The organism is Vibrio sp. Hal054, assembly GCF_037162405.1.
Classification (GTDB): Bacteria; Pseudomonadota; Gammaproteobacteria; order Enterobacterales; family Vibrionaceae; genus Vibrio; species Vibrio diazotrophicus.
Genome location: NZ_JARLUT010000001.1, coordinates 3,283,934 through 3,306,702, shown reverse-complemented (window position 1 = coordinate 3,306,702; position 22,769 = coordinate 3,283,934). Strand labels below are relative to the sequence as shown.

The 22,769-nt window shown below is 45.6% G+C and carries 18 protein-coding genes and 1 pseudogene; 13 read left to right on the top strand and 6 right to left on the bottom strand.

Annotation, left to right across the window (positions count from 1 at the left end; all coding sequences use genetic code 11):
- Window positions 1–31: 31 nt before the first annotated feature.
- Genes trkA through P4S58_RS15420 form a run of 3 tightly spaced genes read left to right on the top strand, consistent with a single transcriptional unit; the run spans window position 32 to window position 3,423 of the window.
- Entirely contained in the window at window positions 32–1,408 is a 1,377-nt protein-coding gene (gene trkA / locus P4S58_RS15430) for a Trk system potassium transporter TrkA (protein WP_042489427.1), read from the top strand.
- A 15-nt stretch (window positions 1,409–1,423) separates the two neighbouring features.
- Window positions 1,424–2,869 carry a TrkH family potassium uptake protein gene (locus P4S58_RS15425; protein ID WP_102964104.1) on the top strand — a complete coding sequence of 482 codons (1,446 nt, stop codon included), beginning with the start codon at window positions 1,424–1,426 and terminating at the stop codon, window positions 2,867–2,869.
- A 2-nt stretch (window positions 2,870–2,871) separates the two neighbouring features.
- Window positions 2,872–3,423, top strand: coding sequence for a DUF3157 family protein (locus tag P4S58_RS15420; protein WP_102964103.1), 552 nt, complete (start codon window positions 2,872–2,874; stop codon window positions 3,421–3,423).
- On the opposite strand, the gene trhA is transcribed toward P4S58_RS15420, so the two are convergent.
- Both trhA and P4S58_RS15410 read right to left on the bottom strand, forming a co-directional pair.
- Complete coding sequence (gene trhA, locus P4S58_RS15415) at window positions 3,420–4,064, bottom strand: PAQR family membrane homeostasis protein TrhA (protein WP_102964102.1); 645 nt, start codon at window positions 4,062–4,064, stop codon at window positions 3,420–3,422. The genes P4S58_RS15420 and trhA overlap by 4 nt on opposite strands.
- Window positions 4,065–4,154: 90 nt before the next feature.
- Window positions 4,155–4,946: a sporulation protein gene (locus tag P4S58_RS15410; RefSeq protein WP_102964101.1), complete on the bottom strand. Its 792-nt coding sequence runs from the start codon at window positions 4,944–4,946 to the stop codon at window positions 4,155–4,157.
- A 314-nt stretch (window positions 4,947–5,260) separates the two neighbouring features.
- Here P4S58_RS15410 and P4S58_RS15405 point away from each other — a divergent pair, with 314 nt between their 5' ends.
- The 5 genes from P4S58_RS15405 (at window position 5,261) to P4S58_RS15385 (ending at window position 9,181) form a co-directional block, all read left to right on the top strand.
- Complete coding sequence (locus P4S58_RS15405; RefSeq protein ID WP_102955528.1) at window positions 5,261–5,428, top strand: hypothetical protein; 168 nt, start codon at window positions 5,261–5,263, stop codon at window positions 5,426–5,428.
- 117 nt (window positions 5,429–5,545) lie between these two features.
- Complete coding sequence (locus P4S58_RS15400) at window positions 5,546–5,815, top strand: YihD family protein (protein ID WP_102964100.1); 270 nt, start codon at window positions 5,546–5,548, stop codon at window positions 5,813–5,815.
- A gap of 266 nt (window positions 5,816–6,081) precedes the next feature.
- Window positions 6,082–7,506: a cytochrome c oxidase accessory protein CcoG gene (ccoG, locus tag P4S58_RS15395; protein WP_102964099.1), complete on the top strand. Its 1,425-nt coding sequence runs from the start codon at window positions 6,082–6,084 to the stop codon at window positions 7,504–7,506.
- A 51-nt stretch (window positions 7,507–7,557) separates the two neighbouring features.
- Window positions 7,558–8,544, top strand: a complete 987-nt coding sequence (locus P4S58_RS15390; RefSeq protein WP_102964098.1) for a serine/threonine protein kinase — start codon at window positions 7,558–7,560, stop codon at window positions 8,542–8,544.
- A gap of 34 nt (window positions 8,545–8,578) precedes the next feature.
- Window positions 8,579–9,181, top strand: a complete 603-nt coding sequence (locus P4S58_RS15385) for a thiol:disulfide interchange protein DsbA/DsbL (protein WP_102964097.1) — start codon at window positions 8,579–8,581, stop codon at window positions 9,179–9,181.
- Between the two features lie 38 nt (window positions 9,182–9,219).
- Here the strand turns inward: P4S58_RS15385 and P4S58_RS15380 are convergent, their stop codons facing one another.
- Both P4S58_RS15380 and P4S58_RS15375 read right to left on the bottom strand, forming a co-directional pair.
- The gene (locus P4S58_RS15380; protein WP_102964096.1) at window positions 9,220–10,098 is read right to left on the bottom strand and encodes an acyltransferase; all 879 of its coding nucleotides are present in this window, start codon (window positions 10,096–10,098) and stop codon (window positions 9,220–9,222) included.
- A 140-nt stretch (window positions 10,099–10,238) separates the two neighbouring features.
- Window positions 10,239–11,764 (bottom strand): annotated as a pseudogene (locus P4S58_RS15375) (YifB family Mg chelatase-like AAA ATPase).
- Window positions 11,765–12,393: 629 nt separating this feature from the next.
- Between P4S58_RS15375 and ilvG the strand changes: the two are divergent.
- From ilvG to ilvA, 4 genes are read left to right on the top strand one after another with little or no spacing between them, the layout of a single operon-like run.
- Window positions 12,394–14,040, top strand: a complete 1,647-nt coding sequence (ilvG, locus tag P4S58_RS15370) for an acetolactate synthase 2 catalytic subunit (RefSeq protein WP_102964082.1) — start codon at window positions 12,394–12,396, stop codon at window positions 14,038–14,040.
- Window positions 14,041–14,052: 12 nt separating this feature from the next.
- The gene (gene ilvM, locus P4S58_RS15365; protein WP_042489461.1) at window positions 14,053–14,337 is read left to right on the top strand and encodes an acetolactate synthase 2 small subunit; all 285 of its coding nucleotides are present in this window, start codon (window positions 14,053–14,055) and stop codon (window positions 14,335–14,337) included.
- Window positions 14,338–14,392: 55 nt separating this feature from the next.
- Window positions 14,393–16,234 (top strand): dihydroxy-acid dehydratase, encoded by a 1,842-nt coding sequence (gene ilvD, locus P4S58_RS15360; RefSeq protein ID WP_102964081.1) that lies wholly within the window; start codon window positions 14,393–14,395, stop codon window positions 16,232–16,234.
- A gap of 4 nt (window positions 16,235–16,238) precedes the next feature.
- A complete protein-coding gene (gene ilvA, locus P4S58_RS15355; RefSeq protein WP_102964080.1) occupies window positions 16,239–17,771 on the top strand; it encodes a threonine ammonia-lyase, biosynthetic in 1,533 nt (510 codons plus the stop codon).
- Between the two features lie 124 nt (window positions 17,772–17,895).
- Here ilvA and katG read toward each other — a convergent pair whose 3' ends face one another.
- Window positions 17,896–20,070, bottom strand: a complete 2,175-nt coding sequence (katG, locus tag P4S58_RS15350) for a catalase/peroxidase HPI (protein WP_102964079.1) — start codon at window positions 20,068–20,070, stop codon at window positions 17,896–17,898.
- Between the two features lie 651 nt (window positions 20,071–20,721).
- Between katG and acuI the strand changes: the two genes are divergently transcribed.
- Entirely contained in the window at window positions 20,722–21,702 is a 981-nt protein-coding gene (gene acuI / locus P4S58_RS15345) for an acrylyl-CoA reductase (NADPH) (RefSeq protein WP_102964078.1), read from the top strand.
- Between the two features lie 37 nt (window positions 21,703–21,739).
- Here the strand turns inward: acuI and P4S58_RS15340 are convergent, their stop codons facing one another.
- On the bottom strand, window positions 21,740–22,681 hold the full coding sequence (locus P4S58_RS15340; RefSeq protein WP_102964077.1) for a LysR family transcriptional regulator: 942 nt from the start codon (window positions 22,679–22,681) through the stop codon (window positions 21,740–21,742).
- Window positions 22,682–22,769: the final 88 nt, after the last annotated feature.

Below are 22,769 nucleotides of genomic sequence, written 5' to 3'. Positions count from 1 at the left end.
TTTGATATTAGTAGAGAATAAGAGAACAGGTATGAAAATCATCATTCTTGGTGCAGGGCAAGTTGGCGGCACACTCGCCGAAAACTTAGTGGGCGAAAACAACGATATTACTGTTGTTGATAAAAACGGTGACCGCCTCAGAGAACTGCAAGATAAATATGATTTACGCGTTGTGAATGGCCATGCCAGCCACCCTGACGTACTGAGAGAAGCGGGCGCACAAGATGCAGACATGCTGGTTGCGGTAACCAATACCGATGAAACCAATATGGCAGCCTGCCAAGTCGCTTTTACTCTGTTTAACACCCCGAACCGAATTGCCCGTATTCGTTCACCTCAATATCTTGCTGAAAAAGAAGCGCTATTCCAGTCAGGCGCAGTACCCGTTGATCACCTAATCGCACCTGAAGAACTGGTGACAAGCTATATCGAACGCTTAGTTCAATATCCAGGCGCTCTACAAGTGGTTAGCTTTGCGGACGAGAAAGTCAGTCTAGTTGCGGTAAAAGCCTATTACGGTGGTCCACTGGTGGGTAATGCCCTGTCAGCACTACGCGAGCACATGCCTCACATCGATACCCGTGTTGCAGCTATCTTCCGTCAAGGTCGACCTATCCGCCCTCAAGGTACAACCATCATTGAAGCGGATGACGAAGTGTTCTTCGTCGCAGCAAGTAACCATATTCGCTCTGTCATGAGTGAATTGCAGCGTTTAGAAAAGCCTTATCGCCGAATTATGATTGTTGGTGGCGGTAACATAGGTTCAAGCCTAGCAAAACGTCTTGAACACACTTACAGCGTTAAGCTGATTGAACGTAACTACAGCCGCGCGGAACAACTTTCCGAAGAGCTGGAGAACAGTATCGTTTTCTGTGGCGACGCCGCAGACCAAGAACTGCTAACGGAAGAAAACATCGACCAAGTTGATGTGTTCATTGCCTTAACCAACGAAGATGAAACCAACATCATGTCAGCGATGCTGGCAAAACGCCTTGGTGCGAAAAAGGTAATGGTACTGATCCAGCGTGGCGCATACGTCGATCTGGTTCAGGGTGGTGTAATTGATGTGGCGATTTCGCCGCAACAAGCGACCATTTCAGCGCTGCTTACTCACGTTCGTCGTGCAGATATTGTTAACGTATCTTCTCTTCGCAGAGGCGCAGCGGAAGCGATTGAAGCCATCGCTCATGGTGATGAAACGACCTCAAAAGTTGTTGGCCGTGCAGTCGGTGATATTAAGCTTCCGCCGGGTACCACCATTGGTGCTATTGTGCGTGGCGAAGAAGTTTTGATTGCCCATGACCGTACGGTTATTGAACAGGATGATCACGTCGTTATGTTCCTTGTAAACAAGAAATACGTGCCGGATGTCGAAGCATTGTTCCAACCAAGTCCTTTCTTCTTATAGGATGCCGGCGTCACTATGCTGAATTTACGCCCCATTTTGTTTGTTGTAGGGTTAGTTCTCTCGAAACTAGCCCTGTTTATGTATGTGCCAACCATAGTCGCATTCATAACGGGTACAGGCGGATTCCTCGATTTCGCACAAGCCGTCATCATCACGCACATTGTGGCTTTCATTTGCTTGACCATAGGCCGGACATCTGATTTTCGTCTCAGTGTGCGAGACATGTTCCTTATCACCAGTTTAGTGTGGACAGTTGCCAGTGCGTTCGCTGCACTGCCTTTTGTCTTCATCAACCACATCAGCTTTACCGATGCCTACTTTGAAACCATGTCTGGCTTAACGACCACAGGTTCAACCGTGTTGAGTGGGCTTGATGATATGGCGCTAAGCATCCTGTTATGGCGTTCGATTTTGCAATGGCTTGGTGGTGTAGGCTTTATCGTAATGGCCGTAGCTGTACTACCAATGCTCAACGTCGGTGGTATGAAACTGTTCCAAACGGAATCTTCAGATTGGTCTGATAAAAGCAGCCCACGAGCCAAAACGGTCGCGAAGAACATTGTTGCGGTGTACTTAGTGCTGACCCTACTGTGCATTATGGGCTACATGCTGACTGGAATGGGCTTATTTGATGCCATTAACCATGCGTTCACCACGCTGTCCACTGGTGGTTACTCAACTTCTGACAGCTCAATGAATCACTTCTCTAATGGTGCTCATTGGATTGCTACTCTGTTTATGTTCCTTGGTGGACTGCCATTCCTGCTGTTTGTGGCTACGTTGAGAAAACGTAGCCCTATGGTGCTGTTGAAGGATGCACAGATACAAGGGTTCTTCCTGCTGTTCATTGTTGCAAGTCTAATGGTTGCGGCATGGCTCAATCTTAACAATGGCTACTCAGTACTGGACGCTCTGCGCGTATCCATGTTCAACATTGTTTCCGTGGTCACCACCACAGGGTATGGGCTTGATGACTTCACGGCTTGGGGCGCACTTCCAACCACACTCTTTGGTTTTATTATGATGGTGGGAGCCTGTTCCGGTTCGACTGCGGGTGGTATTAAAATCTTCCGTTTCCAAATCTGCTTCGCCTTACTCAAAAACCAGATGATGAGGCTGATTCACCCAAATGGTGTTTTCGTTCAGCGTTATAACCAACGCCCTGTGAATGAAGATATTGTCCGCTCCGTGGTTGCTTTCGGTCTTACCTTTGCCATCACCATCATTTTAATTGCAGGTTGTTTATCCGCGATGGGACTGGATCCTGTGACCAGTATTTCAGGGTCGATCACCGCAGTAGCAAACGTTGGACCGGGAATGGGCACTGTTATTGGTCCAACAGGTAACTTTGCCCCACTGCCGGATGCAGCAAAGTGGGTGTTAAGTTTTGGCATGCTGATGGGGCGTTTAGAAATTTTGACAATACTGGTATTGTTCTTCCCAGCGTTCTGGAGACGCTAATCATGAAATGTATCCCTACTTCAGTGGCAATCACTTTAATTGCCATCACTGCTAATGCAGCGGCTAGCCAAGTCATCGAACTACAGGATGGACGTAAAGTTCAGCTCAATGATGATTTTACTTGGCAATATATTCAGCCTGAAAACACTCATCAAGCAACAGCCCTTGCTGTAGCTGCGCCCATTATCTCTTCACAACGCGGGACAACGCTCACACTTGAGAGCGGTAAACCAAGCCTGCAACTGTCTGACTCTGGTGTGGATATTGTTATTGGTACCGCAAGTTACCAAAATGGTAAGGTCGTTTTACCAACCGCTATCACCAACCAAAGTTCGCTATCGGTGATCAATGTTCAACTCAAGATAGAGCTTTTGGACAGCCAGGGGAAAAAGCTCACAGAGCAAGAAACGACGGTTTGGCAATCTATAAAACGTCTGGCGGACACCTATCTGCGACCAAAGACAGCCGCAGAAGGCAAAGTGATAGAAATTGAAGTGCCGAAAGCAGAGAGCTATCAGCTTATTGCGACGGTTTCAAACCTAGAAACCCGCTAAATCGGATTTACGTACAGATAGATCGCCAAGAAGTGGCAAGCGCAACCCGCAAGAACAAATCCGTGCCAAATCGCATGGTTATATGGGATGCGCTTCGCTACGTAGAAAATCACACCCAGTGAATAAACCACGCCACCCGCCGCCAGTAGTGTTAATCCGCCCACATCCAGATTCAAAGCGAGTTGGTAAATCACCACCAGAGATAGCCAACCCATTGCGAGATAGGAGAACAGTGAAAAACGCTTAAATCGATACACAAAAGCGATTTTCATGACGATACCCAACAGAGCAATCGACCAGATTACTATCATCAAACCAAAAGCAAGCGGAGTGCGTAAGCCAACGAGCAGGAAAGGGGTATAGCTACCCGCGATCAATAAGTAAATGGCACAGTGGTCGAAGATTTTTAACCAATGTTTCGCTCTTTGATAGGGAACGGCGTGGTAAAGCGTCGAAGCAAGAAACAGTGCGATCATGCTGCCACCATATACACTCATGCTGGCAATAGTCAGGGTATCTGCACTATGGTTTACCGCTTTTACCAGCAATAAAACCAAGCCAACAATACCCAATATCAAACCAATGCCATGGCTAATCGCATTGGCTATTTCTTCTTTCACACTGTATTCACTCACCGACATACCACACCCACATAGAACAGGACAGTAAGCAGATTATGACATATTCAGCTTACAACTGTAAGCTAGAAATGTTAATTTTTAGTTAAGCAACTATGAGTGAGAATCCAGATATTCAAGCACTCTTGTCCCAGCAGCTTGTGGTGATTCACCGCTCGTAATCGTCATTTGACGTTTTAGTTCACCTAAACCCAAAAGACTCGCTAACATGCCAGTCGCCCCTCTTTGGTAGCGATCAATTTCAAACCACATTTGCAAAGAGTCCTTGTCGCGATAAGCGACAATTTCCAACTCACGCCAGCGTCCATGAAAAGGCCCGGTGGTCGGAACAAACTCGAACTCTTGCACAAATGGTAACTCAAAGCCTTTTGCAGCTTCACATTCAACCTGACGTAAGCGTAACCCCTGCTCTTCCAGTTCAGAAAAAATGCCATCCATCAGAGGATCTGGCCGAACAGTTAAAATATCTTTATCGGTCGGATCAAGCGCCATCGCAATATCGAGACCAGTCTCCAACCAAACTTTTGCATCGCCAATAGTCACTGGGGTGTTCCAAGGCACATCCATCTCAACATCAAAATCACGCGTCTCGCCCGGCTGAATAGTAAATGAATACGGCAACGACCAATCCGCTAGAACGTGAGTTTGATGAACTTTACGCTTACGCGAACCATGCTGTTTGGACCTGTCTTCCAAGACTTCTTCTACATAGCGACAGCACAATTTTAATTCAATATTATCAATATCCTGTGCACTAGAACCGCCATAAACGTGAACGGTAAATTTCACTGATTGACCGGGATAAAGCACTTCTTGTTGCAGAACGGAATCCACCTTTGCTGAACCTATTCCAAAACTTGCGAGGGTTTTCTTGATAAACGACATACACACCTCCTTCTATCGCTATTCATAGTAAAGCGTATTCCATAGTAAAACGTATGAATAAAAAAACTCAATTACAGCTCTCACACAACCAATTCATTTTTTTTAACATATTAACTGGTTAACTATCGACCAATTGAAAACTTGGTGCTAATCTAACTTCGATATGATTTATATCGTTATTCCTAGACAATTTAAGTGGATTGGCGATTGCCAGAAGGAGCCATCCTTCAAACACCTCGGTGCCAGAAGAGCAGCTCATAGTTGCCTAGGTCCATTACATCGGCAATGGATATGCCTGACTGTTAGGTAAATGAATGCGCCCAACAACTGTCAGGTTTTCGCACACAAACCGCAGTGCAATGCGTCGTCGTAGTGGCTTCGTTGCTGCGCCGGTTGCGAAAAAGCTTGCACCTGCAAAAACTCTTGTTGAGACCAATGCACTGACTGCATCGCCAGAAACAAAAGTCGAACAGGCTGCTTAATATAGAAAAGCGCAGAGCTATTTGCTTACAAATAGTAATCTGCGCTTTTTTCTTTTCTACTTTTTCCTACATTTGGTACCTTTAGCTTAAAACCATTAAAAGACTGTGGAGAAAGCTATGAAGTGTCACCGTATTGAAGAGTTACTTGAGTTACTTGAGCCTGAATGGCAAAAAGATTCTGAATGTAACTTGCTCCAGTTCATCGTGAAATTAGCAGGCGAAGCGGGTTACAAAGGTCAGTTGGAAGAACTCACTGACGATGTTCTCATCTATCACCTTAAAATGCGTAACAGCTCAAAAGATGAAGTCATTCCCGGGCTAAAGAAAGATTACGAAGATGATTTTAAAACCGCGCTGCTTCGTGCTCGTGGTGTCATCAAAGATTAAGAAACTCATCGAACGGAGCGACTTTCATGTCGCTCTTTTTTGTTATCACCGTTTTTTTAGCAACGAGTTTGTGTTGATAACTGAGCAGAAATACACATTTTGTTGTTAAAGATTGATTGCCTTAAAGAAATAAAAATGTTGATGGCGTTATAATCGCCCACTTATTAAAACAATACTCATCCTTCTCACTGAGTGCGGAAGGGGAAAGCAATGTCAGAGAGTGCCGTCATTTTGAAACGGCACCAAAAAGCCCAAAGGAATATTCCATGAGTCAGGACAAAATAGACATTAAAGATGTGACTCCCAAAGTCTTTAATCCCAAAACCCACAAAGGTCAGGAAGGAGACAGATTCAACCCGAGCAAAGGGATATACGTTCGAGAAAGTAAAGGCACTTACCAGAAACTGCGTCGCTATGGTGGCTGGTTCTTATTATTACTTTTTGGATTGGTACCTTGGATCTCTTACGGCGATCGCCAAGCTATTCTATTGGATATGGGTAACCAACAGTTCAACTTTTTCGGCACCACACTTTATCCGCAAGATTTAACCTTGCTTGCACTCCTGTTTATGATTGCCGCATTCGGACTGTTCTTCCTGACCACATTCTTAGGACGAGTATGGTGTGGCTACCTCTGCCCACAAACCGTATGGACCTTTATGTACATATGGTTTGAAGAAAAGCTCGAAGGCAGCGCCAATAAACGTCGTAAGCAAGATGAAGGCAAAATGACGGCTAAACTGGCAATGCGTAAAACGCTCAAGCATATTGCTTGGTTTGCGATTGCTTTAATCACCGGCTTCACTTTTGTTGGCTATTTCGTGCCTATTCGCGACCTAGTTGTCGACTTTTTCACTATAAATGCAACTTTCTGGCCGGTGTTCTGGGTTCTGTTCTTTGCCATCTGTACTTATGGTAATGCAGGTTGGATGCGTTCAATCATGTGCATTCACATGTGTCCTTACGCTCGTTTCCAATCTGCTATGTTTGATAAAGACACCTTCATTGTTGGCTACAACACCGATCGCGGTGAACAACGTGGACCTCGTTCACGCAAAGCCGATCCTAAAGCACTAGGTTTGGGTGACTGTATTGACTGCGACTTGTGTGTTCAGGTGTGCCCTACTGGTATCGATATTCGGGACGGCTTGCAGTATGAGTGTATCAACTGTGGTGCCTGTATCGATGCTTGTGATACTACAATGGAACGTATGGGCTATGAGAAAGGTTTGATTAGCTACACCACAGAGCATCGTCTATCCGGTAAACACACCAAAGTTATGCGTCCAAAACTGATTGGCTATGGCGCTGTGTTACTGGTCATGTGCGGGCTGTTTGTTGCTCAAATTGCCGCGGTCGACCCTGCTGGTCTAAGCGTGATTCGCGATCGGAACCAGTTATTTAGAACCAATAGCGCAGGTGAAGTAGAAAATACCTACACGCTAAAAGTCATCAACAAAACACAACAGACCCAAGATTATCAACTCGATGTCTCAGGGCTCACTGATGTGACTTGGTATGGTAAACAAACAGTACAGGTGAAACCGGGCGAAGTGGTCAACCTACCAATGAGTTTAGGTGTCAAACCGGATAGCTTAAGTTCTCCTGTTGCGACAATTCAGTTTATACTCAGCGACGATACCAACCAATTCACGATAGAAGTTGAAAGCCGCTTTATTAAGAAGCTATAGACTTCATCATTATCAAAGGAAAAGGGCTCAGTAATGAGCCCTTTTTAATCAATGACTCAAGCAACGTTTCACTTTGACGCATTAACCCCCGATCTCATGTGGTACGCACTAGAGAGCATCGGTATTCGTGCAGAATCCGGCTTTCTTGCTCTTAATAGCTATGAAAACCGTGTGTATCAGTTTGTGGATGAAGACAAACGACGCTTCGTCGTAAAGTTCTATCGTCCAGAACGCTGGACTGCCGACCAAATTCGCGAAGAACATGAATTTGCACTCGAATTGGCAGAAGCGGAGATCCCGCTAGTCCCACCACTGGTCATCAACGGTGCTAGCCTTCATCACTATCAAGGCTATGACTTTGCACTGTTCAATAGTGTCGGTGGTCGTCAATTTGAAGTCGATAACGAAGAGCAATTGGAGTGGGTGGGTCGCTTTTTAGGACGAATTCATAAAATCGGTTCTGAGAAAACTTTCCAACATAGACCAACTTTGAGCTTGGAAGAATACCTATATCAGCCTCGAGAGCTGCTACAAAACTCTCAGTGCATTCCAATGCATTTAGAGAATGTCTTCTTTAATGACCTAGACTATCTGATCAAGAAAATCGAGCAGCAATGGTCAAGTAAACATGCAAACATTCGCCTCCATGGCGACTGCCATCCCGGTAATATTTTATGGCGTGACGGTCCTATGTTCGTCGATCTCGATGACGCTCGTAATGGCCCTGCCGTGCAAGATCTGTGGATGCTACTTAACGGTGAAAGACAAGATAAGCTCGTTCAACTGGATATTTTGCTTGAAGGCTACCAAGAGTTTTGCGATTTTAACGTCTCGGAATTGAAACTAATTGAGCCACTTCGTGGTCTACGAATGGTGCACTACATGGCTTGGTTGGCAAAACGTTGGGATGACCCAGCATTCCCAATCGCCTTTCCTTGGTTCAACGATCCTAAATATTGGGAAAGCCAAGTGCTGTCATTCAAAGAACAAATCTCAGCATTAGACGAGCCTGCGCTCTCACTGATGCCACAATGGTAATTTATTGCCTTTAAAAGGAAAAATGGAGTCCGTAATGAAAAAATTGTTTGCACTAGTTGCAACCCTGATGTTCAGCCTTTCGGCTTACGCAACAGACTTTCAGGAAGGAGTGCACTACAAAGAGCTCGACCTAACCCCTTCTTCAAAACCTAACGTAGTAGAGTATTTCTCTTTTTACTGCCCGCACTGTAATTCGTTTGAGCCGATCATTGCCCAACTAAAAGACAAGCTGCCAGAAGGCGTGAAACTGCAAAAGAATCACGTATCTTTCATGGGCGGTAACATGGGTAAATCAATGAGCAAAGCTTACGCAACTATGATTGCACTAGGCGTTGAAGATAAAATGATACCTGTCATGTTCAATCGTATTCACAACTTGCGTAAGACACCAAAAGACGATCAAGAGCTTCGTCAGATCTTTACTGATGAAGGTATTGATGGCGGCAAGTTCGACGCTGCATTTAACGGCTTTGCGGTAGATTCTATGGTTCGTCGTTTTGACAAACAGTTCCAAGAAAGTGGTCTAAGCGGTGTTCCTGCGGTTGTGGTCAACAACCACTACTTGGTTCAGGCTCAAGGCATCAAAACATTGGATGAATACTTCGAGTTGGTGAACTTCTTAGTCAATAAGAAATAAACACAACAAAGGGAGCTCAAGCTCCCTTTTGTTTTTGATTAAGATTTATAAATCTCTTCCAACATCTTATCTTTGTCTTGCCACACATCCCCCAGCCACTGCTGAAACTGACGTTTATATGGTTTGTCATTGAAATAATCGCCAGAGACATTCTCATCAACAGGCAATACTCGAACACGCACGACAACTCTTTTCATACGCCCCATCAACATGTCTCGGAATGGTTTTTCTAAATTGTCTGGATACGCCAGAGTGACATCTATAATGTTTTCAAACTGCTCACCCATCGCCGCTAAGGTATAAGCCATACCACCGGATTTCGGCGGCAGAAGGTGTTGATAAGAAGAACGTACCACTTGCTGCTTGTGGGTATCAAAACGAGTACCTTCAACATAGTTAACCACTGTGGTCGGATGAAACTTAAACTTCTCACATGAGCGGCGAGTCGTTTGCAAATCCTGACCACGTTTATCCGGATGACGAAGCAAATATTCACGGGAATAACGACGCATAAAAGGCATATCAAGCGCCCAACAACCCATTCCAACAAAAGGCACATACAGGAGCTGATGCTTTAAGAAAAACTTTGGCATAGGTATACGATCCTTAAATACCGAGCACAGCACCACAATATCCGTCCAGCTCAAATGATTGCTGATCAGCAAGTACCAGCCATCTTTCTTTAAGTCTTCACCCCCTTCAATATCCCACTGCACAGGATTTGAAACAGCAAGCAATCTAGTATTCACCGTCGCCCACATCCACATAGCTTTATCTGCCATCTGAGTGGCTCGCGCTTTCAGTTTTGGAGTTGGCAACAGCACTTTAATGACAGCAATTGCACAGATAATCAGAGAGCTTATCGCCGTATTAACGATAACCAGTAATGCATTAATAATGAGCAGAAAATAAGACAACGCAGAGCCTTCAATTCAATGAACAAAAAATAAGCGCCCAATTATACAAGTTTGTTCTTTTTTTAAAATATCGTTCAGCAATGGTCAGAGTACTCATAGCCAGTGCTTATAAGTAAACGTCAACTAAACATCCGTTTCTATTAACCAATCGACTGTGAAGTAAGTTGTTTGAGTAGCCTATCCATCGCTCGGTAACCCAATGCTTCCGCTAGGTGAGAACGATTTATCTGTATCTCGCCCTGTAAATCAGCAATCGTACGCGCGACTTTGATGATGCGATGATACGCCCGAACGGATAACCCCAAACGGTGCAGAGCATTTTCTAGAAATTCCGCATCCGGCTTAGTTAAAGGGCAAACTTGCTCTATCTCTCGGCTCTGCAGCAAGGCATTCACTTTTCCGCTTCGCTCTAACATTATTTCACGCGCTTGCAGCACTCGCTCTTTGACATTCGCCGTAGGCTCTCCTCTGTCTCCACCATTAGACAGTGTGCCTTTCGGTAAAGCGGGGATCTCTATCGACATATCAAACCTGTCGAGCAATGGACCTGACAGGCGACTCAAATAACGCAAAATCACCTGAGGATTGACTCGAGCTTGTTCCCCCTCGTGATACCCAGTCGGACTTGGGTTTAATGCCCCCACCAGCTGAAAACGAGCGGGGAAACGCGTCTTACCTTGCACGCGAGAAATAATGATTTCGCCAGACTCCAAAGGTTCACGAAGTGAGTCTAAGACTTTTCGTTCAAACTCGGGCATTTCGTCGAGAAACAGCAATCCATTGTGAGCGAGCGAAATTTCTCCCGGACGAGGAATCGAACCTCCGCCCACTAACGCCGCCATAGAGCTGGAGTGATGAGGCGAACGAAACGGTCTTTGCTTCCAGTTGTGAATATTGATCTCTTGCTGAGTGAGGGAAGCGACAGAGGCGGTTTCCATTGCCTCAACGTCGCTCATTGGCGGCAATAAGTCACATAAACGCGAAGCCAGCATGGTTTTGCCTGTTCCGGGTGGCCCCAAAAACAGCAGATTATGGTTACCCGCCGCTGCAATTTCTAAAGCTCGCTTGCCCTGTTGTTGACCGATAATATCTTGCAAGTCTCTTTGAGTGTGTGCGCTTGGTGCGATATTTGAACTCTCAAACAAGCTCAGTGTTTTCTGTCCACAAAGGTCTGCACACACTTCCAGTAAAGTTTGCGCTGATTTATGTAGCTTTCTGTCTACGAGAGCAGCCTGATCGCCATTCCAATGCGGAACAACCAAACAACGACTCTTTTTAGACGCCGCTAACGCCGCTGGTAGCACACCTTTCACACGACGAAGTTCACCAGACAAAGCAAGTTCACCGATAAATTCGTGTTTATTCAAACTGGTTTGAGAAATTTGGTTCGATGCCGCCAAGATGCCTAACGCAATAGGCAAATCAAATCTTCCCCCTCCTTAGGCAGATCGGCGGGTGCTAAGTTAACCGTGATTTTTTTGGCAGGAAACACAAACTGAGAATTGATAATGGCACTGCGTACTCTGTCTCTTGATTCCTTTACGGTGGTTTCAGGTAACCCCACCAGAGTGAACCCCGGCATGCCGTTACTAATATGAACTTCCACTGTCACTGAAGGTGCTTCCACACCCACACTTGCCCGGCTATGAATAATCGCGAGTCCCATTTTTTCCCTTATTCTTTGATTAACAATCACTCAGCAGCCAATCGAGTCTCCAATCGGCTAGTGGCAATTGTTATATATCGTGGCAGTTCAAAACGAGAATGTGAAAAAAGAATGAGTTTTTGCTTGTCATGTAACGGAGATGTGTGTTACCACTAGAGACGCAAACAATTGCGCATACTATTAAAACGATTTTTTAGAGCAAATAATGAATTTGAACGCCCGCTTTAACTCTCTGATTACCCTGATTATCGTGGTCATTATTAAGACCGCGCGGGGACTTGCAGGCGTAAAATAATTGCCAAGATTCAAAAAGCCCCCGCACTGAAAAGTCCGGGGGCTTTTTTACAGCCTTTGTGCTGAAACAAAAACAATAAGACTATACCCAAACTACTTGAAGTTGCAGGTAGGCGGCAAGTGAGTAAATCCCCATGAGCATAGATAACTATGTGATTGGGGTGAACGAACGAAGACAACACCGCTGCAGATTCAAGTAGGAAGGGGATAAATAAAAAGCACATACTGATTAATACCTAGTCGGATATGTCAGGAAGAATGGGAGCGCACATGACGTGCAAACACAACACAACAAACAATCACAGCGATTCAAATCGCAATAACGGAGGCATACGATGACGGGAGCGCAACTAGTCGTAGCCGCTTTAAAACAGCAGGGTATCAAGACCGTTTTTGGTTATCCGGGTGGCGCAATCATGCCCATCTATGATGCTTTGTATGATGGCGGAGTAGAACACATACTGTGTCGCCACGAACAAGGTGCTGCAATGGCTGCCATCGGTATGGCCAGAGCAACTCAAGACGTAGCAGTATGTATGGCAACATCAGGCCCTGGAGCCACTAACCTTGTAACCGGCCTTGCCGATGCCTTTCTAGATTCCGTTCCACTCGTTGCTATCACAGGTCAGGTCGCCAGCTCTCACATTGGTACTGACGCTTTCCAAGAAATGGATGTGATAGGTATGTCTCTCTCTTGTACCAAGCACAGCTACCTCGTTACCGATATTAATGAGCTTGCTCCAACACTTGCAGAAGCATTTGAAGTTGCCAAAACTGGCCGCCCAGGTCCTGTTATCGTTGATATCGCTAAAGATGTGCAACTTGGTCAAGCACCAGTGACTTCGCTACCGAGCTTTACCCCACCAGCGATTCCTCAAGTTGACCCTCAGCAGTTAGTCAAAGCTCAGCAGCTGATGACTGAAAGCAAACGTCCTGTTTTGTATGTCGGCGGTGGTGTTCAACTGGCTCATGCTACCGACTGCGTGCGCAACTTCTTACGTTTGAACCCTATGCCTTCAGTGAGCACACTGAAAGGTTTGGGAACCATCGAGCGCCACGACCCACATTACCTTGGTATGTTGGGTATGCACGGTACCAAAGCCGCTAACCTAGTCGTTCAGGAAAGTGATTTGTTGATCGTAGTGGGTGCTCGTTTTGATGACCGTGTAACCGGCAAGCTGGATACCTTTGCGCCACACGCGAAAGTCATTCACATTGATATTGATGCAGCGGAATTCAACAAACTACGTAAAGCGAATGCCGCACTGCGTGGTGACATCAACAGCATCTTGCCTCAACTGGAACTGAGCCACGACATTGCTCCTTGGGTTCACCACAGTGAAAGCTTACGCAGTGGCTTTAAATGGCGCTATGACCATCCGGGCGATCTTATTTATGCTCCACTGCTATTGAAGCAACTGTCTGACATGATGCCTGATAGCTCGATTGTTTCTACCGACGTAGGTCAACATCAGATGTGGGCAGCGCAACATGTACAGCCGCGCATGCCACAAAACTTCATCTCGTCAGCGGGTCTAGGCACGATGGGCTTTGGTTTACCTGCGGCGATGGGCGCAGCGGTCGCTCGTCCAGAAGACCAATCGATTCTGGTTTCTGGAGACGGTTCATTCATGATGAACGTTCAAGAGCTTGGTACCCTGAAACGCCGTAAAATTCCGGTGAAGATGGTTCTGTTGAACAACCAACGTTTAGGTATGGTACGTCAATGGCAATCGCTATTCTTCGATGGTCGCCACAGTGAAACTATCCTAGACGATAACCCAGATTTCGTCATGCTGGCAAAAGCCTTCGATATTCCGGGTAAAACCATCACTAAGAAAGAAGAAGTTGAACCCGCACTAAAAGAGATGCTTGAAAGCAAAACCGCTTATCTGCTTCATGTCTTAATTGATGAAGAAGAAAACGTATGGCCGCTGGTACCACCGGGCGCATCCAACAATGACATGCTAGAGAACACTTAAGAGAGGCTCACCATGCAAAGATATCTGTTAGACATCAAAGCAGACGATAAACCAGTACTACTTGAGCGTGTTCTGCGTGTTATTCGCCACCGCGGTTTTATCATTAGACAAGTAGCGGCAACTCAAAACCATGAAAGCAAGGTTGCAAGTGTAGAGATTATTGTCGACAGCGACAGGCCAATCACAACATTGACCAATCAGATTGAAAAATTATGGGATGTTCGCACTGTTGATGTGACCAACATCAGAAACGACGAGCTGCCAAATAACAATTTACAACAACAAATTTGCGCTTAAAGCATTAGTTCTTAAAGCCACTAATTTATAAAGAAATAAGGTAAGGAAACACAACATGCCTAAATACCGTTCGGCCACAACAACACATGGACGCAATATGGCTGGAGCACGCGCACTATGGCGTGCCACTGGCGTCAAAGAAGAAGATTTCGGTAAACCAATTATCGCTGTCGTCAACTCGTTCACTCAGTTCGTTCCGGGTCACGTTCACCTAAAAGATTTAGGTCAGCTAGTTGCCGCAGAAATCGAAGCCGCAGGCGGCATCGCAAAAGAATTCAACACCATCGCGGTTGATGATGGTATCGCAATGGGTCACGGCGGTATGCTTTACTCATTGCCATCTCGTGAACTTATCGCAGACTCAGTAGAGTACATGGTGAACGCACACTGTGCTGATGCAATGGTGTGTATCTCTAACTGTGACAAAATCACTCCGGGGATGCTAATGGCGTCAATGCGCCTGAATATTCCGGTGATCTTTGTTTCTGGTGGTCCAATGGAAGCGGGTAAAACCAAGCTTTCTGACCAAATCATCAAGCTAGACCTTGTTGATGCCATGATGCAAGGTGCTGACCCTAAAGTCTCTGATGCGCAAAGTGAGCAAATAGAACGTTCTGCATGTCCAACCTGTGGTTCTTGTTCAGGTATGTTCACCGCAAACTCAATGAACTGTCTGACAGAAGCTCTCGGTCTTTCTCAACCGGGTAACGGTTCAATGCTTGCAACGCATGCTGATCGTAAAGAACTGTTCCTCAATGCAGGCCGTCGTATCGTTGAACTGACAAAGCGTTACTACGAGCAAGATGATGTAACCGCTCTGCCACGCAATATCGCGAACAAAGATGCGTTCGAAAACGCAATGGCGTTAGATATCGCAATGGGTGGTTCAACTAACACGGTTCTTCACTTGCTTGCTGCAGCTCAAGAAGGCGAAGTGGATTTCGATATGACCGATATCGACCGCATGTCTCGCTTAATTCCTCATCTGTGTAAAGTGGCGCCATCAACTCAGAAATATCACATGGAAGACGTTCACCGCGCTGGTGGCGTAATGGGTATTTTGGGCGAACTCAACCGTGCAGGCTTGCTACATAGTAAAACCAACACGGTGCTAGGTTTAACGATGGAAGAGCAGCTGAGTCAATACGATGTGATGCAGACCAATTCGGACGCGGTAAAAGACTTTTTCCGCGCAGGCCCTGCGGGTATCCGTACTACTAAAGCTTTCTCTCAAGACTGCCGTTGGGACACGCTGGACGTTGACCGTAAAGAAGGTTGTATCCGTGAGAAACAATACGCTTTCAGCCAAGACGGTGGCCTAGCTGTGCTTAGCGGTAACATCGCATTGGATGGCTGTATCGTTAAAACTGCAGGCGTAGATGAAAGTATCCTCAAGTTTGAAGGTCCAGCAGTGGTATTTGAAAGCCAAGAAGATGCGGTTGAAGGCATTCTTGGTGGCAAAGTGAAATCTGGTGATGTGGTCGTTATCCGTTACGAAGGCCCTAAAGGTGGTCCGGGTATGCAAGAGATGCTTTACCCAACCACTTACTTAAAATCTATGGGTCTAGGTAAAGAGTGTGCACTATTAACTGACGGTCGCTTCTCTGGCGGTACTTCTGGACTGTCGATTGGTCACGTTTCTCCTGAAGCAGCTAATGGTGGCACGATCGGTTTGGTGAAAGCAGGCGACACTATCTCAATCGACATTCCAAACCGTACTATTTCTCTACAAGTATCAGAGCAGGAGCTTGCTGAGCGCCGCGCTGAACAAGATAAACTTGGTTGGAAGCCGGTTGATCGTCAACGTGAAGTTTCTTTTGCACTAAAAGCTTATGCCAGCATGGCAACCAGTGCTGACAAAGGTGCGGTGCGAGATAAATCTAAGCTAGAGGGCTAGCTTTATGACCTTAACCCAACAAACTGGCGCAGATTATCTGCGCCAAGTCCTTCGAGCTCCTGTCTATGAGGTGGCAAATGTCACGCCACTTCAAGATATGCCTCGTCTGTCTGCTCGTATCGGTAACCAAGTGCAGATCAAGCGTGAAGACCGCCAGCCAGTGCACTCGTTTAAATTGCGTGGTGCTTACAACATGGTGGCAAACCTGACTGAAGAGCAAAAAGCAGCCGGTGTTATCGCGGCATCTGCGGGCAACCACGCTCAAGGTATGGCGCTATCAGGGACTAAGCTCGGTATTAAAACCACCATAGTTATGCCTCGCACCACACCGGATATTAAGGTTGAAGCAGTTCGCGGTTTTGGCGGCAACGTCATTCTTCACGGCAGCAATTTTGACGAAGCGAAAGCGGAAGCTGAACGTCTATCGGTAGAAAACGGTTATACCTTTGTGCCACCTTTTGACCACCCACTGGTCATTGCAGGCCAAGGCACTATTGGTATGGAGATGCTGCAACAAAACGGCCATCTCGATTACATTTTTGTCCCAGTTGGCGGTGGCGGTTTAGCAGCGGGTGTTGCGGTACTGGTTAAGCAGTTGATGCCGGAAATTAAAGTTATTGCGGTAGAACCTGAAGATTCAGCGTGTTTAAAAGCTGCTCTGGATGCAGGTGAACCTGTGGTGTTAGACCAAGTCAGCATGTTTGCCGACGGCGTGGCAGTAAAACGCATCGGCGATGAAACCTTCCGCCTATGTCAGCAATATCTGGACGGTCATATCACGGTATCAAGTGATGAAATCTGCGCCGCAGTAAAAGATATCTTTGAAGATACTCGTGCAATTGCCGAGCCTTCAGGCGCTTTAGCTCTGGCTGGATTGAAAAAATTCGCTGAGAAAAACCAACTGAAAGATAAAAAGCTGGCAACCGTGCTATCGGGTGCGAACACAAACTTCCACGGTCTGCGTTATGTTTCTGAGCGCTGTGAATTGGGTGAAAAACGCGAAGGCTTACTTGCGGTCACCATTCCAGAGCAGAAAGGTGCGTTCTTTAAGTTCTGCCAAATCATTGGCAACCGTGCAGTGACAGAGTTCAACTACCGTTATAGCGATGACGAACTAGCAAACATCTTTGTCGGTGTTCGCTTGGTAGGCGGTCAGGAAGAGCTACAATCCATCATCAAAGAATTGCATAACTCTGGTTATCCAGTTCAGGATCTCTCTGACGATGAAATGGCGAAACTGCACACCCGCTATATGATTGGTGGTAAGCCATCTAAGCCATTGAAAGAGCGTTTATACAGCTTCGAATTCCCTGAATATCCGGGCGCACTGCTTAAGTTCTTAAGCACTCTTGGTACTCACTGGAACATCAGTCTGTTCAACTACCGTAACCACGGTGCTGACTATGGTCGCGTACTGTGTGGTTTTGAGCTTGAACAATCTGATTTAGAGCGTTTCTCTGCTCATCTGGTTGAGCTGGGCTATCGCTGTAAAGATGAAACCGACAACCCGTCTTACCGTTTCTTCTTAGCGAAATAGCAACTTCAGTACAAAAGCCATCGAAAGTCGATGGCTTTTCTTTTTTCTGCTTGTTTTGGCTTTTCCGCAAAAGAAAAGCTCCCACCAATGGCAGGAGCTTTAATGACACTTAGATTTCTAAGTCTTACTTGTTCAGATCAAAACGGTCTGCGTTCATCACTTTAGTCCAAGCGGCGATGAAGTCTTTTACGAACTTCTCTTGGTTGTCATCTTGAGCATACACTTCCGCGTATGAGCGCAAGACAGAGTTTGAACCAAACACTAGGTCAGCACGAGTTGCAGTGAACTTAGCTTCGCCAGTCTTACGGTCACAGATGTCGTAAGAGTTGCGGCCTGTTGGTTTCCAAGTAAATGCCATGTCGGTAAGGTTAACGAAGAAATCGTTAGTCAAAGTACCTACGCGGTCTGTAAACACGCCGTGTTTGCTGCCACCGTGGTTAGTACCTAGTACACGCATACCACCAATAAGCACTGTCATTTCTGGCGCAGTCAAACCAAGCAGTTGAGCACGGTCTAGCAACATTTCTTCAGGTGTCACTGTGTAATGTTTCTTCTGCCAGTTACGGAAACCGTCTGCGACAGGCTCAAGTACATCAAATGATTCGGCATCGGTTTGCTCTGCTGTCGCATCACCACGACCCGCTGCAAATGGTACTTTAAAGTCGTAACCGGCTGCTTTAACCGCTTTCTCGATACCAACGTTACCTGCAAGAACAATCGTATCTGCAATGCTGATACCAAACTCTTGTGCAATCTTAGTTAATTCAGCAAGCACTCGAGCTAGACGCTCAGGTTCGTTACTTTCCCATGCGTTTTGTGGAGCAAGGCGAATACGAGCACCGTTTGCACCACCACGTAAGTCTGAATTACGGAAGGTACGCGCACTATCCCATGCAGTAGCAACCAACTCAGAGACAGTTAAACCCGTCGCTGCGATTTTTGCTTTTACCGCTTCAACATCGTAACCAGTTACGCCTGCTGGAATAGGGTCTTGCCAAATCAAATCTTCTGCTGGCACATCTGGACCAACATAGTTTGCTTTCGGACCTAAATCGCGGTGCGTCAGTTTGAACCAAGCACGCGCAAACACTTCGTTAAAGTACGCTGGATCTTGGTAGAAACGCTCAGAAATCTTACGGTAATCTGGGTCAACTTTCAGAGCCATGTCCGCATCCGTCATCATTGGGTTGTAACGGATTGATGGATCTTCAACGTCTACTGGTTTGTCTTGTTCTGCGATGTCTACTGGCTCATATTGCCATGCACCTGCAGGGCTCTTAGTCAGTTTCCATTCGTGCTCTAGCAGCATCTTGAAGAAGCCGTTGTCCCACTGTGTTGGATGAGTTGTCCATGCACCTTCGATACCACTTGTCACTGTGTCGCGACCGATACCACGTGATTTATGGTTGTTCCAGCCCAGACCTTGCTCTTCAACATCAGCGCCTTCTGGATCTGGGCCTAGATTTTCAGCTTTGCCGTTACCGTGAGCTTTACCTACAGTATGACCACCAGCCGTTAGCGCTACGGTTTCTTCATCGTTCATTGCCATGCGAGCAAAGGTCACGCGCATATCAGCCGCAGTTTTAAGTGGGTCAGGTTTTCCGTCCACACCTTCTGGGTTTACGTAGATTAAGCCCATCATTACTGCTGCTAAAGGGTTTTCTAGATCACGTTCACCGGAGTAACGACTACCTTCGCCACCACTCTTCGCTAGCCACTCTTTTTCAGAACCCCAGTAAATGTCTTTTTCTGGATGCCAGATATCTTCACGACCAAACGCAAAACCAAAGGTTTTCAGACCCATTGATTCGTAAGCGATATTACCGGCAAGAATCATCAAGTCAGCCCAGCTGATTTTGTTGCCGTATTTTTTCTTGATTGGCCATAGAATACGACGCGCTTTATCTAGGTTCGCGTTATCTGGCCATGAGTTGAGAGGAGCAAAGCGCTGGTTACCAGTAGAAGCTCCACCGCGACCATCCGCAGTACGGTAGCTACCTGCTGAGTGCCAAGCCATACGAATCATCAAACCGCCGTAGTGACCCCAGTCTGCTGGCCACCACTCTTGGCTGTCTGTCATTAATGCTGTTAGGTCTTTTTTCAAAGCTTCTACATCAAGCTTTTTAAGTTCGTCTCGGTAATTAAAGTCTTCACCAAGTGGGTTGGTTTTCTTATCGTGTTGATGAAGGATGTCCAAGTTTAGAGCATTTGGCCACCAGTCCATTACTGTAGATCCCGTTGATGTCATGCCGCCATGCATCACTGGGCACTTTCCTGCTGAGCTACTATCTTTATTCATAGGGTTATCCTTAATTAACAGAATGTTATCAATTGGTCATGTCAAAACAATATATTTAGATGACAATAGTTCTCTTTTAATAAACGAGCATATAGATGTTCTACTAATATAAAACTAATTATATGTAGAGTTTGAAAAACGATCACATTATTTAGACCAATTAAACCAATAAGAGAAACCTATCAAAATTATGAATATATATCGCTTATCCATTCAACATAAAAACGACTATCCAACCAAAAAAATAACCCAACAAAATCAACAACAAACAAATATCTATTAAATTAAAAATAGAAAAATCACAAAATATTTAAATTTTTACATTAATAATTATGCGTACTTCTTTGGCAAAAAAATAATCTCCACCACCACAAGAAACAAATCCCAAAAACAAATAATAAATAACCTACATCACCCATACTGAATAGCATACTTTTAAATAACAAATGCACACACAAACCCAACTTAAGATTTAACATTATTTTTACCTACTCCTCCACTCCTGACTGGTGTGGCTCACTACTTGAAACGATATAACCATAATAAGTATGCGTGTTATGCATAGAACTAATGCTAAAGTTTCATTTAATTCATCAAGCTATCAAGGCTAAACTATAGTCAATAAAGATAAATCACTCGTGGAGAAACAAAATGTTTCAAGCTCTGACTCTAAACCAAGAAGAAAAACAAACTATTGCGACTATTGAACAGCTTGATGAATCACAACTTCCGGAAGGTGATGTGCTTGTTGCTGTTGATTACTCCTCACTGAACTATAAAGATGGCCTTGCCATTACAGGTAAAGGAAAAATTATCCGCAACTTCCCTATGGTTCCGGGTATTGATCTCGCAGGTAAAATCATCAGCTCTGAAGACTCTCGCTATAAAGAAGGCGATGCTGTTGTTCTTACTGGCTGGGGTGTGGGTGAGAATCACTGGGGCGGCATGGCAGAAAAAGCTCGCCTTAAAGCAGATTGGTTAGTTCCTCTTCCTCAAGGTTTTTCAGCAAAACAAGCCATGATGATAGGTACTGCTGGCTTTACCGCAATGCTATGTGTTCAAGCTCTTGTTGATGCTGGAGTAAAACCAGAAAGTGGACCAATTTTGGTGACGGGTGCAAGCGGTGGTGTTGGTTCTGTTGCTGTCACTCTTCTGGCTCAATTGGGCTATAAAGTTGCTGCTGTTACAGGCCGTGTTGAAACTAACGGTCCATTGCTTGAAAAATTAGGCGCTAGCCAAATTATCGACCGCAGTGAGTTTGAAGAACCAGCACGCCCACTAGAAAAGCAAGTTTGGGCGGGTGCCGTTGATACTGTGGGCAGTAAAGTTTTAGCGAAAGTGTTAGCGCAAATGGATTACAACAGTGCTGTTGCTGCATGTGGACTTGCGGGTGGCTTTGACCTTCCAACCACAGTGATGCCGTTTATTCTACGTAATGTACGTCTGCAAGGCGTTGATTCAGTAAGCTGCCCACTAGAAAAACGTGTTGCTGCATGGGAAAAATTGGCTGAGCTACTACCAGCGAGTTATTTCGAACAAGCTTGTACAGAAATCACGCTTGAGCAAGCACCACAATACGCTGAAAACATCACCAATGGTCAAGTCACTGGCCGTGTTGTTATTAAACTATAATCGTTTGAAAGATAAGGCTCTCCGGAGCCTTATCTTTTTACTCTAACCCCATATCTTCCACACGCTTCGCAATCAGCTTTCCACACTCTTCTTTAACAATGCTTCTCAGCCACTCTTGTGCTGGCGAATGTTCGCACCTCGGATGCCAAATCATTGAGTAGTCAAAAGGGGTGAACTGAAATGGCAGTGGCTTAACAACTAAGTCATAGCGCTCTGCAACCAGATAAGCTAAATCTGCCGGTACAGTCATAATCAGAGGCATCATATCAATAATGGCTAGTGCGGCTTCTAAATGATAGGCGCGCAACACCATATGACGAGGAGAGCAACCTTCAAGAGCCTGATCTATCAGCGCTTTGACTCCATCACTAATCGCTATCATGGCATGGGGATACTGCAGATAATCTTGCAAACTCATCGTGCTATTCGCCAACGGGTGTTGTTTAGATAGCAAACATAGAACCCCAACTCTTCCCAGAATCTCGTGTCGCAAAGGTTCAATTGAACGAATAGGTCGGCAAATCGCGAGATCAGCACCATCATAGGTGAGCTGATCCATCAATCGCTCATGTTGAAGAGGCAAAAATTCAAAAGCGACATTCGGCGCTTCTTTATAAATTCGAGGCAGAGCGAATGGCAAAATGGTTTGCATTGCGTAGTCAGTAGTTGCAATCGTGAAGGTGTGATCGCAGGAAGTTGGATTGAAATCCAAAGGAGAAAGTACCTGACGCAGAGATTCTAAAGGTTCACCTAGCGCTAAGTTAATCGCTAAAGCCCTTTCTGTCGGGATAAGACTTTGACCTTGACGGGTAAAAAGCGGATCAGCTAATAAACTACGCAACCGCCCTAACACTCGGCTCATTGCTGACTGGCTTAAATTGAGGCGTTCAGCAGCTCGACTGACACTGCACTCTTCCACCAGAACTCGCAAAGCAATAAGTAAGTTTAAATCCCGACGATAAACATCTTCTAATTCCACAATAACACTCTGGTTTATAACGATACTCTGAGTGTAACCAATAAATAAAAAAATCCCGCCTTTCAGCGGGGAAGCCCAAGAAAACTGG

Bases quoted from the DNA above. Each gene is read 5' to 3' on its own strand.
- P4S58_RS15385 (WP_102964097.1), top strand. From the start codon at position 8,579: ATGAAAAAATTGTTTGCACTAGTTGCAACCCTGATGTTCAGCCTTTCG.
- trkA (WP_042489427.1), top strand. From the start codon at position 32: ATGAAAATCATCATTCTTGGTGCAGGGCAAGTTGGCGGCACACTCGCC.
- ilvM (WP_042489461.1), top strand. From the start codon at position 14,053: ATGCAAAGATATCTGTTAGACATCAAAGCAGACGATAAACCAGTACTA.
- ilvD (WP_102964081.1), top strand. From the start codon at position 14,393: ATGCCTAAATACCGTTCGGCCACAACAACACATGGACGCAATATGGCT.
- katG (WP_102964079.1), bottom strand. From the start codon at position 20,070: ATGAATAAAGATAGTAGCTCAGCAGGAAAGTGCCCAGTGATGCATGGC.
- P4S58_RS15400 (WP_102964100.1), top strand. From the start codon at position 5,546: ATGAAGTGTCACCGTATTGAAGAGTTACTTGAGTTACTTGAGCCTGAA.
- acuI (WP_102964078.1), top strand. From the start codon at position 20,722: ATGTTTCAAGCTCTGACTCTAAACCAAGAAGAAAAACAAACTATTGCG.
- P4S58_RS15420 (WP_102964103.1), top strand. From the start codon at position 2,872: ATGAAATGTATCCCTACTTCAGTGGCAATCACTTTAATTGCCATCACT.
- P4S58_RS15410 (WP_102964101.1), bottom strand. From the start codon at position 4,946: ATGTCGTTTATCAAGAAAACCCTCGCAAGTTTTGGAATAGGTTCAGCA.
- P4S58_RS15425 (WP_102964104.1), top strand. From the start codon at position 1,424: ATGCTGAATTTACGCCCCATTTTGTTTGTTGTAGGGTTAGTTCTCTCG.
- ccoG (WP_102964099.1), top strand. From the start codon at position 6,082: ATGAGTCAGGACAAAATAGACATTAAAGATGTGACTCCCAAAGTCTTT.
- ilvA (WP_102964080.1), top strand. From the start codon at position 16,239: ATGACCTTAACCCAACAAACTGGCGCAGATTATCTGCGCCAAGTCCTT.
- ilvG (WP_102964082.1), top strand. From the start codon at position 12,394: ATGACGGGAGCGCAACTAGTCGTAGCCGCTTTAAAACAGCAGGGTATC.
- trhA (WP_102964102.1), bottom strand. From the start codon at position 4,064: ATGTCGGTGAGTGAATACAGTGTGAAAGAAGAAATAGCCAATGCGATT.
- P4S58_RS15405 (WP_102955528.1), top strand. From the start codon at position 5,261: ATGCGCCCAACAACTGTCAGGTTTTCGCACACAAACCGCAGTGCAATG.
- P4S58_RS15390 (WP_102964098.1), top strand. From the start codon at position 7,558: ATGACTCAAGCAACGTTTCACTTTGACGCATTAACCCCCGATCTCATG.